The sequence below is a fragment of the Aestuariibaculum marinum genome (genome assembly GCF_014596975.1).
GTDB classification, from domain to species: domain Bacteria; phylum Bacteroidota; class Bacteroidia; order Flavobacteriales; family Flavobacteriaceae; genus Aestuariibaculum; species Aestuariibaculum marinum.
Window position 1 is genome coordinate 560,048 of the sequence record NZ_JACVXD010000001.1, and the last position, 14,695, is coordinate 574,742.

15 protein-coding genes and 1 other RNA gene are annotated in these 14,695 nt (G+C 34.4%); 6 read left to right on the forward strand and 10 right to left on the reverse strand.

Annotated features, from left to right (window positions below):
- The first annotated feature begins 15 nt into the window (after positions 1-15).
- Positions 16-2,319, forward strand: a complete 2,304-nt coding sequence (gene metE / locus ICJ85_RS02475; protein WP_188222181.1) for a 5-methyltetrahydropteroyltriglutamate--homocysteine S-methyltransferase — start codon at positions 16-18, stop codon at positions 2,317-2,319.
- A 28-nt stretch (positions 2,320-2,347) separates the two neighbouring features.
- Here the strand turns inward: metE and ICJ85_RS02480 are convergent, their stop codons facing one another.
- A complete protein-coding gene (locus tag ICJ85_RS02480; protein ID WP_188222182.1) occupies positions 2,348-3,679 on the reverse strand; it encodes an MFS transporter in 1,332 nt (443 codons plus the stop codon).
- A gap of 90 nt (positions 3,680-3,769) precedes the next feature.
- Positions 3,770-4,585 (reverse strand): M48 family metallopeptidase, encoded by an 816-nt coding sequence (locus tag ICJ85_RS02485; RefSeq protein WP_188222183.1) that lies wholly within the window; start codon positions 4,583-4,585, stop codon positions 3,770-3,772.
- A gap of 164 nt (positions 4,586-4,749) precedes the next feature.
- Here ICJ85_RS02485 and msrB point away from each other — a divergent pair, with 164 nt between their 5' ends.
- Complete coding sequence (gene msrB, locus ICJ85_RS02490; protein ID WP_188222184.1) at positions 4,750-5,226, forward strand: peptide-methionine (R)-S-oxide reductase MsrB; 477 nt, start codon at positions 4,750-4,752, stop codon at positions 5,224-5,226.
- A gap of 18 nt (positions 5,227-5,244) precedes the next feature.
- The gene (locus ICJ85_RS02495) at positions 5,245-5,796 is read left to right on the forward strand and encodes a DUF1572 family protein (RefSeq protein WP_188222185.1); all 552 of its coding nucleotides are present in this window, start codon (positions 5,245-5,247) and stop codon (positions 5,794-5,796) included.
- Between the two features lie 52 nt (positions 5,797-5,848).
- Here ICJ85_RS02495 and ICJ85_RS02500 read toward each other — a convergent pair whose 3' ends face one another.
- On the reverse strand, positions 5,849-6,775 hold the full coding sequence (locus ICJ85_RS02500) for a nuclear transport factor 2 family protein (RefSeq protein WP_188222186.1): 927 nt from the start codon (positions 6,773-6,775) through the stop codon (positions 5,849-5,851).
- Positions 6,776-7,260: 485 nt separating this feature from the next.
- Here ICJ85_RS02500 and lpdA point away from each other — a divergent pair, with 485 nt between their 5' ends.
- The gene (lpdA, locus tag ICJ85_RS02505) at positions 7,261-8,637 is read left to right on the forward strand and encodes a dihydrolipoyl dehydrogenase (RefSeq protein ID WP_188222187.1); all 1,377 of its coding nucleotides are present in this window, start codon (positions 7,261-7,263) and stop codon (positions 8,635-8,637) included.
- A gap of 83 nt (positions 8,638-8,720) precedes the next feature.
- On the opposite strand, the gene ICJ85_RS02510 is transcribed toward lpdA, so the two are convergent.
- The 4 genes from ICJ85_RS02510 to ICJ85_RS02525 form a co-directional block, all read right to left on the reverse strand.
- Positions 8,721-9,188, reverse strand: coding sequence for a hypothetical protein (locus ICJ85_RS02510; protein WP_188222188.1), 468 nt, complete (start codon positions 9,186-9,188; stop codon positions 8,721-8,723).
- Positions 9,185-9,688, reverse strand: coding sequence for a hypothetical protein (locus ICJ85_RS02515; protein ID WP_188222189.1), 504 nt, complete (start codon positions 9,686-9,688; stop codon positions 9,185-9,187). The genes ICJ85_RS02510 and ICJ85_RS02515 overlap by 4 nt, the downstream gene beginning before the upstream one ends.
- Positions 9,689-9,791: 103 nt before the next feature.
- Positions 9,792-10,208 carry a type II 3-dehydroquinate dehydratase gene (aroQ, locus tag ICJ85_RS02520; protein WP_188222190.1) on the reverse strand — a complete coding sequence of 139 codons (417 nt, stop codon included), beginning with the start codon at positions 10,206-10,208 and terminating at the stop codon, positions 9,792-9,794.
- 17 nt (positions 10,209-10,225) lie between these two features.
- Complete coding sequence (locus ICJ85_RS02525) at positions 10,226-11,104, reverse strand: hypothetical protein (protein WP_188222191.1); 879 nt, start codon at positions 11,102-11,104, stop codon at positions 10,226-10,228.
- A gap of 49 nt (positions 11,105-11,153) precedes the next feature.
- Here ICJ85_RS02525 and ICJ85_RS02530 point away from each other — a divergent pair, with 49 nt between their 5' ends.
- Both ICJ85_RS02530 and xerD read left to right on the forward strand, forming a co-directional pair.
- Positions 11,154-11,474 carry a TM2 domain-containing protein gene (locus ICJ85_RS02530; protein ID WP_188222192.1) on the forward strand — a complete coding sequence of 107 codons (321 nt, stop codon included), beginning with the start codon at positions 11,154-11,156 and terminating at the stop codon, positions 11,472-11,474.
- Positions 11,475-11,661: 187 nt separating this feature from the next.
- Positions 11,662-12,558 carry a site-specific tyrosine recombinase XerD gene (gene xerD, locus ICJ85_RS02535; protein ID WP_188222193.1) on the forward strand — a complete coding sequence of 299 codons (897 nt, stop codon included), beginning with the start codon at positions 11,662-11,664 and terminating at the stop codon, positions 12,556-12,558.
- Positions 12,559-12,601: 43 nt separating this feature from the next.
- Here xerD and rny read toward each other — a convergent pair whose 3' ends face one another.
- From rny to ICJ85_RS02550, 3 genes are all read right to left on the reverse strand, one after another.
- Positions 12,602-14,176 carry a ribonuclease Y gene (rny, locus tag ICJ85_RS02540; RefSeq protein ID WP_188222194.1) on the reverse strand — a complete coding sequence of 525 codons (1,575 nt, stop codon included), beginning with the start codon at positions 14,174-14,176 and terminating at the stop codon, positions 12,602-12,604.
- A 59-nt stretch (positions 14,177-14,235) separates the two neighbouring features.
- Positions 14,236-14,342, reverse strand: a non-coding RNA gene (ssrS, locus tag ICJ85_RS02545) — 6S RNA.
- 55 nt (positions 14,343-14,397) lie between these two features.
- Positions 14,398-14,691 carry a cell division protein ZapA gene (locus tag ICJ85_RS02550; protein WP_188222195.1) on the reverse strand — a complete coding sequence of 98 codons (294 nt, stop codon included), beginning with the start codon at positions 14,689-14,691 and terminating at the stop codon, positions 14,398-14,400.
- Positions 14,692-14,695: the final 4 nt, after the last annotated feature.

Sequence of the window (14,695 nt, forward strand, 5' to 3'; positions counted from 1 at the left end):
ACTAATAAAAAAATCATGAAAACTACCATTTTAGGGTATCCAAGAATTGGCGCAAATCGCGAATTAAAAAAGGCTTGCGAAGCTTATTGGGCTAACAAAATTAACGGTAACGAATTACTGAAAATCGCAAAGGGTTTAAAAAAACAAAATTGGCTACTACAGCAGAAATCTGATATTGACATAATCCCTTCAAACGACTTTTCGTTTTACGATCAGGTATTAGACACCTGTTTAACGGTTGGCTGTATTCCTAATCGATATAAAAACATAGATAAAGAAAATACTTTAGATCTATATTTTGCTATGGCAAGAGGTTTGCAAAAAAACAATATTGATGTTACTGCAATGGAAATGACTAAATGGTTCGACACCAATTACCACTACATTGTTCCTGAATTTTCTAAAGAGCAAACCTTCGAATTTTTCTCCAAAAAAGTAATTGAAGAATATCAAGAAGCCTTAGACCTAGGTATTAAAACCAAACCCGTTTTAATCGGGCCTGTAACTTTTCTTTTATTAGGAAAAGAAAAAGAACCTGGATTTCATCGCCTTGATTTACTAAAGAGATTGTTGCCTGTTTACCTTGAAATTATTCAGGCGTTGACAGATCTGAATGTGGAATATATTCAATTTGACGAGCCTTGTTTAGCCCTGAATTTAACCGACCAAGAACGTGAAGCTTTTACACTAACCTACGAAACTATTCACAAGGAATTTCCAAATTTAAAAGTATTCTTAGCTAATTATTTCGATTGTTATGGAGAGAATCTGGAGACCGCATTAAAACTTCCTGTTGACACACTTCATTTAGATTTAGTAAGATGCCAATTGCAGTTAGATGATATTTTAAATTCTGAATACTTTAATGAAAACACTAAACTTTCATTAGGTATTGTAGATGGGAGAAATATTTGGAAAAACGACTTTGAAGCATCATTAAAACTAATCGAAAAAGCCTTAACCAAAGTCCCCTTTGAAAATTTATGGATTTCATCTTCATGCTCACTTTTACATACACCTTACGATTTGGATTTAGAACACCTTCTAAATTTTGAAATCAAACAATGGTTAGCTTTTGCGAAACAAAAACTGGAAGAAATAAGTACTTTAAGAAATTTACAGTTACCTGAAAATGATGCTTATTTATCACTTTATGAAGAAAACAAACTTGCTAATCTAAAACGAAAAACTTCTAGACTAATTCATAACGATGCTGTTAAAAATAGGGTTTCCAATTTAAAAGAATCCGATAGCCATCGAGAAAATAACTTTGCCATAAGACAAGCTAAACAAAAGAAAGCTTTAAACCTCCCACTCTACCCAACAACAACCATTGGTTCTTTTCCGCAAACAAAAGATGTTAGAAACTGGCGTTTAAAACATAAAAAAGGACAACTATCTCAAGAAGATTACGACTTTTTAATTGCCAAGGAAATTGAGGATTCTATCCGTTTTCAAGAGGATATTGGGTTGGATGTTTTAGTTCATGGGGAGTTTGAACGCAATGATATGGTGGAATATTTTGGTGAGAAATTGAAAGGCTTTGCTTTTAGCGATTTTGGCTGGGTACAAAGTTACGGTAGCCGATGTGTAAAACCTCCTATTTTATTTGGCGATGTGTCTCGCGAAAACCCTATGACTGTTGATTGGTCTGAATATGCGCAATCACTAACACAAAAACCTTTAAAAGGCATGTTAACTGGTCCTGTAACCATTTTACAATGGTCGTTTGTTAGAAACGATCAGCCACGGGAAACCACCTGTAATCAAATTGCCTTAGCTATTAGAGACGAAGTGGTTGACTTAGAAAAACACGGTTTAAAAATCATTCAAATTGATGAACCTGCTATTCGTGAAGGTCTTCCATTAAGAAATGAGGAATGGGCAAAATACCTGAATTGGGCCGTAAAAGCCTTTAGAATCTCAGCAAGTGGTGTTAAAGACGAAACGCAAATTCATACGCACATGTGTTATTCTGAATTTAATGATATTATTGCCAGCATTGCAGATATGGATGCCGACGTTATTACTATTGAAACTTCACGTTCTGAAATGGAATTGTTAGATGCCTTTGTAAATTTTGAATATCCTAACGAAATCGGTCCTGGCGTTTACGACATCCATTCTCCAAGAGTACCAACGCTACAAGAAATTGAAAATTTATTATTAAAAGCTAAAAAGGTCTTGCCAAAAGAACATATTTGGGTTAACCCCGATTGCGGATTAAAAACCAGAGACTGGCCAGAAACCAAAGAGGCTTTAAAAAATATTGTAAAAGCTGCCGAAAACTTAAGACAGCTTGAACTAGAGTTGGCTTAAAATTGAAAAGAAGAAGTCTAAGCCTATCTTAGGCTTCTTTTTTATCCTTAGGAACTCTAAATAACAGCACTATACCTATAAAAAAGAAAACAAATAGAAACAAAACAGCATTACGCATACTTCCTGTAAACTGCGCTACAAATCCATATAGAAAGGTTCCAATAATAATCCCTATTTTTTCAGCTACATCGTAAAAACTAAAAAACGAAGTTGTATCTTTTGTTTCGGGCAAAAACTTAGAATATGTAGATCTTGATAACGCTTGAATCCCCCCCATTACAATCCCAACAAAACCTGCAGCGATATAAAAATCCATTGGGGTAATTACAAAATACGCATACACACAAATTATCGCCCAAATTACATTAATACCTATCAACGTTTTTACATTTCCAAATACTCTTGAAACTCTTGCTGTTACCATGGCGCCTAAAATGGCAACTACCTGAATAACGAGAATGCTTACAATAAGTCCCATAGTGCGCTCTGCATCTGTTCCCCAGGCGATTTCTTCTTCACCAAAATAGGTGGCAATAAGCATAACGGTTTGTACGGCCATACTGTAAACAAAAAAAGCACCTAGATAACGCTTCAGTTTTACATTATGACTCAACTGATTCCAAACCAGTTTCAACTCCTTGAATCCGTTTAAAACAACATTTTTCTTAGGGCTTTCACTTTCCTTTTTATTTCCTTTTGGCAGATAATAGAATGAATACTGACTGAACAGAATCCACCAGATACCCACTGAAACAAATGAATATTTCATAGCTTTAATTTCGGCTGCCCCACTTTCATCTGTAGTAATTCCAAAAAAATCTGGTTTCATAACCATAGCCAAATTAAGCAATAGAAGAATCACACTTCCTATATAACCCAACGAAAATCCTTTGGCACTAATTTTATCTTGCTGATTGGCGAAAGCGATATCTGGCAAATATGAATTATTAATCGCAAAACTTACCCAAAAACCAACTAGTCCAAAAAAGTAGCACGCCAGACTAAAATAAATATGTTCCAACGAAAACCAATACAAACCTATACAAGAGGCTCCTCCTAAATAACAGAAAAACTTCATGAAAATCTTCTTATTCCCTAAATAATCTGCAACACCAGAGATTAAAGGCGTTACAATAGCAATAAAAACAAAAGCTAAAGATGTGGTATAACTAATAAGTGGCGCTCTAGAAATGTCGCCTCCAAAAACCGATACTTTTTCTATATCTGCAATTCTAAAAAGTGCACCGTAAAAAATAGGAAAGATTGCCGATGCGATAACTAAACTATAAACCGAATTTGCCCAATCGTAAAAAGCCCAAGCGTTTAACAGTTTTTTACTTCCTTTTTCTAATTGCTTCATAAAGTAATCTAAACGTTTTAAATAAAAAAGACTGCCCAAACCGAGCAGCCTCAAAGTAAATAAATATTTTTAACTCTTATTGGTTAAATCTTACTTAAATGACGTTACACCAAATTTAGCCGCCTCAGCTTTTGCTTTAGGTGCCAAAGCTGTTAAATTCGCAATACGCGACTCGTTAGAAGGGTGCGTGCTTAGCATTTCTGGAGGAGCTTCACCTCCAAGCGCATTCATACGTTTCCATATTTCTGCTGCCTCATCCGGATTATACCCGGCAATAGCCATTAAATACACACCTATTTCATCGGCTTCGGTTTCATGAGACCTGCTAAACGGCAACATAACACCTACTTGAGAACCAATTCCGTAAGCCTGATTAAAAATATCCAGAGACTGCTGATCTCCCGACAGAGCCACATTACCTGCTAATGCCACACCTTGCTGTACATAAGCTGCACTCATACGTTGTTGTCCATGATTTGCAAGTGCATGAGCCACCTCATGACCAACCACAGCAGCCAAACCTGCTTCTGTTTTAGTTACAGGCAAAATTCCTGTGTACACCACAATTTTACCTCCAGGCATACACCAGGCATTAACTGTTTCATCATCCACCAGATTATACTCCCATTTATAGTCGTTTAAATACCCTTGATAACCGTTGGCATCTAAATAACGTTCAGCAGCCTTAGCTATCTTTTGTCCTACACGGGTTACCATGTTTGCCTGAGTAGTTCCAGAAACCACTTTGTTTTCTGATAAGAATTGATTGTATTGTGCAAATGAGGTTGGAAATAATTGATCGTTAGATACAAATGCCATAGTTTTCTTTCCTGAAAATGGATTTGTAGCACACGATAAAGCCATTGCTACTACACCTGTAGCTATAAGTGTTTTCTTAAATTTCATCGTAATTTGGATTAAATACGCTATAAAAATACAAAAATTGTACGGTTCTCTTTTAGACGCTTTCAATTTTTAAAAGTCACTTAAACAAATAAAAATTATACACAAGGGTTCTGTTATTTTTAATTGAATCCTTCGACTGACTTTCTGTAAAAACAACTCAACTCATGAAAAATATTTTTCTACTTACATTTTCTATATTGCTATTTAATTGTAACGGAAATGCTCAAAAACATAATCAACAAGATTTTAAGGTTGTAAAAACTGAAAAACAATGGCAGGCCGAATTAAACGATATGGAATACAAAGTACTTAGGCAAGCTTACACCGAAAGACCTCACTCTAGTCCATTAGATAAAAATTTTAAAAAAGGCACCTATGTGTGTAAAGCCTGTGAAGCACCTCTTTTTAAAAGTAACAATAAATTTAATGCGGGCTGTGGTTGGCCTAGTTTCGACCAAGAAATAAAAGGAAGCATTACCTATCAAACCGATTATAAATTAGGCTATGCCAGATTAGAAGAAATTTGCGCCAATTGTGGCAGTCATTTAGGTCATGTTTTTAACGATGGACCAAAGGAAACTACCGGAAAACGCCACTGTATTAACGGTGTAGCTTTGAAATTTATCCCCGAGAAGAAATAAAGCTCTAATTTTACACGTATGGAAAGTTATTTAAGCAGTATCATCAAACAGTTTGAATACTATAAAAGTTTGGGCGACAAAACCTTTAATCAACTAACGTTTGATGCAATCTCCTGGCAAAGTAGCGAGGATGCCAATAGTATATCCATAATTGCAAAACATATGGTTGGTAATATGCTAAGCCGATGGACGAACTTTTTAACTGAAGACGGCGAGAAATCGTGGCGGAATCGAGATGATGAATTTATTGCCTCTTACACCTCAAAAGAAGACCTAATTGCATCCTGGGAAAGTGGCTGGCATTGTTTATTTAAAGCGATTAAACCGCTAACCTCTGCCGATTTAGAAAGTATAATTTATATTAGAAATGAAGGACATACCATTTTAGAAGCTATCAATCGCCAATTGGCTCATTATTCGTATCACATTGGGCAAATTGTATTTTTAGGAAAATTACTAAAAGGAAATGAATGGCAATCATTGTCCATTCCCAAAGGAAAATCTACAACATACAACGCTAATAAATTCAGTCAGGAAAAATCTAGAAAACATTTTACTGATGATGTATAAAATAAAAGCCTTTAATAGAAATTAAAGGCTTTATATCTTTTTAAAAATTAGGTTATTCCATTAAAGCACTTAAACTATAGTATCCTCTTTCTCGAGTAATCATACCTTCATCATTAAAATCGTGAGTCAGCATCATTGGGATAACAAATTTCTTGTCATCCTTTTTACGAGTCATTCTCACTTTCCACCATGACTGCACCACTTTTGCTGCTCCTAATTCATATTCTAAATAATCAGGGTAACCAACTACTTCTATAGCATCTATAGTCCAGTCGTCTAACATTTTGGTGAAGCCTTCTTTTTCTTCTGCTAAACTATGTGTTTCTCCCCATGGCATATCTAAGTTTGAAAATTCCGCATCTTCAGTAAAATAACTAAATCCTTTGTCTGCATCTGCATTTTCAAGCGCACTCATCATTCGACGTACTTTATTAATGTTTTCATGCTGATTATAAATAGTCCCATTTGTTCTGGGCTGAAATCCTTGTCGCAATTCCTGAAAAACTGTACCATCATCATAGGTGATCATCATTTTAATTTTGTTATCGTCATCAATAACAAACAACCTGTGAAGCTGCATATTTAATCGTACACCCGTTTTATCATGTACGCCTTTTAAAAAGTCCCAGGTCTGCACCCACAAACCAGATTCTTTATATTCAAGCGCATCTGGATAAGCTCCTGGAGCACGTTCAATACTTAAATAAGAAGTGTTATTGTGCCAAAAAGCCACTTGTCTTAAATATCGGCTTTTATCTACACCTTCATTGTCCGGGTCTGTATTCATACCATTGTAAGCTTTAAAATCGTCTGCTAAATAACTGGCGACTTTAACAGTATCTCCTTCTACAAAGGCTTTTGTCATATCTTCTACAACTTTAATTGCAGGATGTTCAACGTAAATAGTTCCATTTTTTTTTGTCTGAGAGAACATGATGATTGAGGACATCATCATGCCGATAATAGCGAGTTTTTTCATTTTGAATAAATTTTTGGTTAATTAATCTCTTTTAAATTTAGTCAAAATAACTGATAATAAACAGATTACATTGTTTTTATTTTATTTCCTACCTGTAAAATAAGAAAAGCTTTAACTTATTAATCCTTTTAATCCTTATCAATGCTTTTTCGAGGTCTGTAATTCATCTTCTATCTTATCAAAATCACTTGTAATTGTAAAACGTGTTTTTAAGACAATTAAAATGCCTATTAACAAGACTCTTATGTAATACATCCGTATATACTTTACCTAAACAGAATCTTGAAATCATTTTATACCCTAAAGAAAAACTACTAAACGTCTCTTTAATTTCTCTTAAAGAAAAAACTTATTTAGAAGATGATATTAAAGTAAATCTTACTAATTAAGGCAATAAAAGATACAAATTTATAGGGTTCTAAATTCTTTATATGGATAAGGTTTCGTAAATTCGTAGCCGGAAAAATAACGATTAAAAAAATCTCATGAGTAAATACGATATTATTGTTCTTGGAAGTGGTCCTGGTGGTTATGTAACGGCTATTAGAGCATCGCAGTTAGGTTTTAAAACTGCCATTGTTGAAAAAGAAAACCTTGGTGGTGTATGTTTAAATTGGGGATGTATTCCAACCAAAGCGTTACTAAAATCTGCCCAAGTATTTGAGTATCTTAAGCATGCTGAAGATTACGGACTAAAAGTTAAGGAAGCAGAACACGATTTTGATGCTGTTGTAAAACGTAGCCGTGGTGTTGCGGAAGGCATGAGCAAAGGTGTTCAGTTCTTAATGAAAAAGAATAAAATTGATGTGATTAACGGTTACGGAAAAGTTAAACCTGGTAAAAAGGTGGACGTTGACGGAACTGAATATAGCGCAGACCATATTATTATTGCTACTGGAGCACGCTCTCGCGAATTACCAAGCTTACCACAAGATGGTAAAAAAGTAATTGGTTACAGAGAAGCAATGACTTTACCAGAGCAGCCAAAGAAAATGATTGTTGTTGGTTCTGGAGCTATTGGAGTAGAGTTTGCTTATTTCTACAACTCTATGGGAACCGAAGTAACTATTGTTGAGTACTTACCAAACATTGTTCCTGTTGAAGACGAAGATGTATCTAAACAATTAGAGCGTTCGTTTAAGAAAAACGGTATTAACATCATGACTTCTGCTGAAGTAACTAAAGTTGATACTTCTGGAGACGGTGTTAAAGCAACTGTAAAAACAGCTAAAGGCGAAGAAGTTTTAGAGGCTGATATCATTTTAAGTGCTGTTGGTATTAAAACAAACATCGAAAACATCGGATTAGAAGATGTAGGTATTGTTGTAGACCGTGATAAAATATTAGTAAATAACTTCTACCAAACTAACATACCAGGTTACTATGCTATTGGAGATGTTACTCCTGGCCAGGCTTTAGCTCACGTCGCTTCGGCTGAAGGTATTTTATGTGTTGAAAGAATTGCAGGACAACACGTTGAAGCTTTAGATTACGGAAATATTCCTGGATGTACCTACGCTACTCCTGAAATTGCCAGTGTTGGTTTAACTGAAAAACAAGCTAAAGAAAAAGGATACGACCTTAAAATTGGTAAGTTCCCATTCTCGGCTTCAGGTAAAGCAAGTGCTGGTGGAAACAAAGACGGATTTGTAAAAGTAATTTTTGATGCAAAATACGGTGAGTGGTTAGGTTGCCATATGATTGGTGCCGGTGTTACCGATATGATTGCTGAAGCTGTTGTAGCCAGAAAATTAGAAACTACAGGTCATGAAGTATTAAAAGCAGTTCACCCACACCCAACCATGAGTGAAGCGGTTATGGAAGCTGTTGCTGCTGCTTACGACGAAGTAATTCATATCTAATACAGACTTTTTAGATAAGTTAAAAATTAGACCATTTATATATAAAAAAGGTTTCAGCAATTACTGAAACCTTTTTTATTTCTTTAAAATTTTAATTTAGACCCAACGGTGAATGATTCCCTTGAACCAGAAGTGAAATCTGTTTTTATGAGATTATCATTTGAAAGTCTATAATTAAATTGAGCATTTAATATCAAATTATTTGTAGGCTCATATTCAATACCAAAGTTTGCATTTAATGAAGGGGAATCAATACCTGTCATTCCGTCCTTAAACAACATTAAATTCGCACCACTAAACAACTTCCACTTTTCGCTTAATTTTACCCTTAACAAAACCGGTAATTCAAATTTTGAATAGATTCCAAAATCAAATGTTTGTGCCCTCTGAAGAACATTTAAATTACTGTTAATTCTAAAAATATTAAAGTCATTGGTTACTTCAAATTTAGAACTACTATCCTGAATCGAGATTTTACTTTGTAAATTCTGCGCATTTAATTGGAAAACTCCAATAAAAGCCAATAAATGAAGTGTTAGTTTTTTACTCATAACTTAAATTCAACACCTAAAGACACCATATCAATATTAGGCCCGACATCAACTGAAGAATCCATATTAAACAGCCTATAGCCCAAAACTATGTCAGTTGATTTAAACAGTTCATATTGAACTTTAGGAGCAAAATAAAAACCACTAGAATAAGGATGAGAATCCATTGCTAATGCATACCCAAAATCTAAACCCAAGGTTAACTTTTCAGTAAAATTAAACCGGCTGGTTAACGCTATTGGGACCATTTTAATATCACCCCTACCGGAAACTTTTAAACCGGATAGATCATATTCGTCACTTTTAACCCAATACGATAGCCCGGTTGTAAAACCAAGATCTAAATTCTTGTTTATATTCACTAAATAAGTTGCATCAAGAGCGAGAGCAAAATTATTTACTCCACCATTCGACCCTACACTTGTAGTGATTTTTAATTCTTGTGCTTGCAATTTAATTAATCCTAAAAATAGGAATAATAGCAGTAAGTTTCTTTTCATGATTGATTTGTTTTATAATTAATAACACAAACCTAAGACTTATTCGTGTTAAAAAACTCACAAAACAATCATAATTAAACTACAATTTAAAGTTAAAAAAGTACTAAATAAAACTCTGAATAGCTAACTCATAACTCTGCAAACCAAACCCAAGAATAACCCCTTTGGCATTTGGAGAAATATACGATTGATGCCTAAACTCTTCTCGACCAAACGTATTTGAAATATGAACTTCTACAACCGGTGTTTCAATACCTTTTATGGCATCACCAATACCTATTGAAGTATGCGTATAAGCGCCAGCATTTAAAATTACCCCGTCGTAACTAAAACCAACTTCGTGTAGTTTATTTATAATTTCACCTTCAACATTAGATTGATAATATTCTAAAGTTATGCCTTCGTATTTCTCTTTAATGGTATCGAAAAACTCTGTAAAGGTTAAACTACCATAAATAGCAGGCTCACGCTTTCCTAATAAATTTAAGTTCGGGCCGTTAATTATAATTATCTTTTTCATTTAAATTTATAATAGACTTATTTAGCTTTTAAAAAATCGATTTGTGTCTTTTCTCCTTTTTTGAGGTTAGACATGGCTTTTAAAGTATTATCACCATCTTTTAGTTCTACAATAACCGTATTAGGCGTTATGCTTCCTTCATTATCAGCATGAATTACAATAGAGGTTTTTCCGCTGGCTAAATCGAGATTAATCAACTTTTGTTTATTGGTCGCTTCAAAATTAGAAAGTAAAGTTTTATTATTTACAGAGATAGTAACTTTATCTCCATCTTCCTTCCCTCCGTCATAAATAATTAAAGACACATTTTCAGATTTTGAAAACACACTCATCGTTTGATCTTTTCTAAGGATATTCAGATTAAGTGAATCCATCATCTTCATGGAGCTTAACTTCTCTTTAATACTATCTGATACACGCTTCGACTTATTAATTTTAGTCATGACCTTATCAAACTTAGCCTCCATTTTCTCTAACGGACTTAACAATATTTCTCCATTAATGCATTTCGTATTATCAGGAAATAGCCCTATAAAATCCGCTTTTATTTTATTAGATTTTTTAAATGTAAAATTGTCTATAGTCGTATTAATAAAACAAAAATCATCCTGCGTTACTGGCGATTTTGTATAAACAATTCCTGTTTCTCTGAAGTTCAATTCCTTTTTGTCTTCATAATATTCGCCACGAATGGTTGATCGCGTCTCATGCTCCCCTCCCATTCCTGTTAACGAATACCCTTTCACCACACCTGATTGCTCTGTTAAAGCAACTTTGTAAGATATGTTAACCGTATCGTTAACCCTTATAAAACCTATATATTCATAATTTTCTTGAGCACGTAAGAATAACGGAAAAACCAATGACAGAAAAATAACTAAGTGTTTATTAGACATATACAGGATTTTTTTATAAATTGTATCAACAAACATAAAATAATTAATTATGAAAATTAAATTTTTACTTACATTATTAGTGACTTTAGTTTCGTACGCTACTAGTTACGCATCTTTCCCTGTAAAAAGAACAGTTACAGAGCTTGCTGGCAATTCAACTACCACTGAAGTATTAACACCAATAGCCTCTGCTGTAGGTGATAATTTAGTCATTGGTATTTTACTTTGGTTCTTCTTAGGATGGGCCGCAGGACACAGATGGTACTACGGAAAACCAATCCTTTGGAACATCGTATTCATTGTTACAGCTATGGGATTAGGTGTTTGGTGGATTATCGATTTAATTAATATGATTACTGGTAGATTCTAAAATTAATTTCATAATTATTTTACCTGCAATCAACCGAAGTTAAATTAATAACCATTAAGTAAATAAATGCTAATTTTACTTTACTAAATAAAAAAGTCGAAAGATATCTTTCGGCTTTTTTATTTCAATCAACAATTAGTTCCTTTGTATAAATTATTAAAACTCTAACAATTTCAGTTTTACTTGTATGAAATGGGAAAATGCCTTAAAAGATTATCAGATGTATTTAAAGATAGAGCGTGGCCTATCTCAAAACTCTATCGATAATTATTCTTTAGACATTAGAAAACTTATAAAGTATTTAGAAGCTCATAATGATGCCATTTCTCCCACTGACATAAAAACCGAAAGCATTCAGCAGTTTGTTTATGAAACCGCTAAAAATGTAAATGCCCGATCACAATCCAGAATCATATCTGGTTTACGTAGCTTCTTTAATTATCTGGTTTTCGAAGATTATAGAGAAACCAATCCTTTAGATCTTATTGAATCACCTAAAATAGGTCGTAAGCTCCCGGACACACTATCCGAAGAAGAAATCGACAAACTTATTGATGCTATAGATTTAAGCAAACCTGAAGGCGAGCGCAATCGTGCTATTTTGGAAACGCTTTATGGCTGCGGGCTTCGAGTAAGTGAACTCATTAATTTAAAACTTTCAGATTTATTCTTTGATGAAGGCTTTATTAAAGTCACAGGAAAAGGAGATAAACAACGTTTTGTACCTATTGTAGAAGTCACACAGAAATTCATTAATATTTACCGTAGCGAAATTAGAAATCATCTTCCTATTCAATCCGGACATGAAGACACCTTGTTTTTAAACAGACGAGGGAAACAGTTAACACGTGCCATGATTTTTACCATCATCAAACAGTTAGCTGAAAAAACAGGCCTTAAAAAAAGTATTTCGCCACATACATTCAGACATTCGTTTGCCACACACCTTTTACAAAACAATGCCGATTTACGTTCCATTCAATTGATGCTCGGTCATGAAAGCATTACCACCACCGAAATTTATGTTCACTTAGATAAAAGTCATTTAACTAAAGTAATTGAACAATATCATCCCAGAAAATAAAAAAGCCTCAACATATGTTGAGGCTTTTTTATTTAAACGATACTTACTTCGCAATATTTACCGCTCTGGTTTCTCTAATAACCGTTACTTTAACTTGTCCCGGATACGTCATATCGGTTTGAACTTTTTGAGATATATTGAATGATAAATCCGCAGCTTTTTGATCATCTACTTTTTCACTTTCAACAATAACACGTAATTCTCTACCGGCCTGAATCGCGTAAGCTTTTTTAACACCGTTAAATCCGAAAGCGATATCTTCAAGGTCTTTTAAACGTTGAATATAACTATCTAACACCTGACGTCTTGCTCCTGGTCTTGCTCCTGAAATAGCATCACAAACCTGAATGATTGGCGCTAATAAAGACTTCATTTCTATCTCGTCGTGGTGTGCTCCAATAGCATTGCATACATCTTCTTTCTCTCCAAATTTCTCAGCCCACTGCATACCTAAAATAGCGTGAGGTGTTTCCATATCTGCTTCTGCATCTGGCACCTTACCTATATCGTGTAAAAGTCCGGCACGCTTCGCTAATTTAGGGTTCAAACCTAATTCCGCTGCCATTACACCACAAAGCTTAGCTACTTCACGTGAGTGTTGTAATAAGTTCTGACCATAAGACGAACGGTATTTCATTCTACCCACCATCTTAATTAATTCTGGGTGTAAGTTGTGAATTCCTAAGTCGATAACAGTACGTTTACCAACTTCAATGATTTCCTGCTCGATTTGCTTTTGTGTTTTTTGAACCACCTCTTCAATACGAGCCGGGTGAATACGTCCATCGGTTACCAACTTGTGTAACGACAAACGTGCTACCTCACGACGCACAGAATCAAAACAAGACAAAATGATAGCCTCAGGTGTGTCATCTACAATAATTTCAACACCAGTAGCCGCTTCAATAGCTCTAATGTTACGTCCTTCACGGCCAATAATTCGTCCTTTAACATCGTCTGATTCGATATTGAATACAGACACACAGTTATCTACAGCTTCTTCTGTTCCGATACGCTGGATGGTGTTTATAATAACTTTCTTAGCTTCCTGTTCAGCTGTTAATTTAGCCTCTTCAAGAGAGCTTTGAATATAAGCCATCGCGTCGTTTCTAGCTTCACCTTTTAAAGATTCTACTAACTGTGCTTTTGCCTCTTCCGCAGATAAACTAGAAATAACTTCAAGTTGTTCTACCTGGCTTTTATGTAAACGATCTATTTCCTCTTGCTTCTTATCTAAAACATCTAGCCTGTGATTGTAATCTTTTAATTTACTTTCAAAGCTATCGTTTAACTTTTTGTTTTTAGCTAATTCACTAGACACCTGAGATTCTTTATCACGTGTACGTTTTTCGGCTTCTGCCATTTTTTTGTCACGTGCTAAAATAACCTTTTCGTGTTCCGATTTAAGTTCTATGAATTTTTCTTTAGCCTGAAGTATTTTATCCTTTTTAATCGATTCGCCTTCACTTTTGGCTTCTTTGATTATTAAACTAGCACTTTTCTTAGCTTCCTTAACCAGTTTAGATGCATTATTTTTTTCTAATACCTTAGCAATAACAAAACCTATTGCTATCCCTAATACTCCCCCTCCTGCAATTAATATAATTGAGTTATCCATTATTGATTTTAGTTGATTTAAACATATAAAAAAGCCCACACCAGTATAAAGTTTTGTATAAACTCCTTAAAAACAAGTTTAGGGCTAACAAGCTGATCAAGGGTCTGCTCAAGGCAGCATGCTTTAACAGCTTAAACTCACCCTTTTTAAAGAATTAACGTTGAGTTTATCAAAAAAAATCACTAATGCAGGCAGTATTTTTAACTTATTTTAAAGAACGTTTAAGAGACTAAATAAGATTGAAGTAAATCGTTTAATGCATTTAATTTATCTTCCACATGTTCGTTTACATGTTCCTTATCGATAGACTTCTGCTCGACCTGAGCCGCAAACTGTAAAGCACACATCGCTAATACATCTTGCTTATCCCGAACAGAATAACTTTGCTCAAATTGCTTAATCATTGTCTCGATGTTTTTAGCTGCTTTACGCAATCCTTCTTCTTGACTCGGGTCAATATTTAAAGGATATACCCTGTTTGCTATAGATAGCTTTATTTTAAGCTTGTCTGACATTGAT

Bases quoted from the DNA above. Each gene is read 5' to 3' on its own strand.
- ICJ85_RS02500 (WP_188222186.1), bottom strand. From the start codon at position 6,775: ATGAAAAAACTCGCTATTATCGGCATGATGATGTCCTCAATCATCATG.
- ICJ85_RS02525 (WP_188222191.1), bottom strand. From the start codon at position 11,104: ATGTCTAATAAACACTTAGTTATTTTTCTGTCATTGGTTTTTCCGTTA.
- ICJ85_RS02510 (WP_188222188.1), bottom strand. From the start codon at position 9,188: ATGAGTAAAAAACTAACACTTCATTTATTGGCTTTTATTGGAGTTTTC.
- ICJ85_RS02515 (WP_188222189.1), bottom strand. From the start codon at position 9,688: ATGAAAAGAAACTTACTGCTATTATTCCTATTTTTAGGATTAATTAAA.
- xerD (WP_188222193.1), top strand. From the start codon at position 11,662: ATGAAATGGGAAAATGCCTTAAAAGATTATCAGATGTATTTAAAGATA.
- ICJ85_RS02550 (WP_188222195.1), bottom strand. From the start codon at position 14,691: ATGTCAGACAAGCTTAAAATAAAGCTATCTATAGCAAACAGGGTATAT.
- ICJ85_RS02480 (WP_188222182.1), bottom strand. From the start codon at position 3,679: ATGAAGCAATTAGAAAAAGGAAGTAAAAAACTGTTAAACGCTTGGGCT.
- msrB (WP_188222184.1), top strand. From the start codon at position 4,750: ATGAAAAATATTTTTCTACTTACATTTTCTATATTGCTATTTAATTGT.
- rny (WP_188222194.1), bottom strand. From the start codon at position 14,176: ATGGATAACTCAATTATATTAATTGCAGGAGGGGGAGTATTAGGGATA.
- ICJ85_RS02530 (WP_188222192.1), top strand. From the start codon at position 11,154: ATGAAAATTAAATTTTTACTTACATTATTAGTGACTTTAGTTTCGTAC.
- metE (WP_188222181.1), top strand. From the start codon at position 16: ATGAAAACTACCATTTTAGGGTATCCAAGAATTGGCGCAAATCGCGAA.
- ICJ85_RS02495 (WP_188222185.1), top strand. From the start codon at position 5,245: ATGGAAAGTTATTTAAGCAGTATCATCAAACAGTTTGAATACTATAAA.
- lpdA (WP_188222187.1), top strand. From the start codon at position 7,261: ATGAGTAAATACGATATTATTGTTCTTGGAAGTGGTCCTGGTGGTTAT.
- ICJ85_RS02485 (WP_188222183.1), bottom strand. From the start codon at position 4,585: ATGAAATTTAAGAAAACACTTATAGCTACAGGTGTAGTAGCAATGGCT.
- aroQ (WP_188222190.1), bottom strand. From the start codon at position 10,208: ATGAAAAAGATAATTATAATTAACGGCCCGAACTTAAATTTATTAGGA.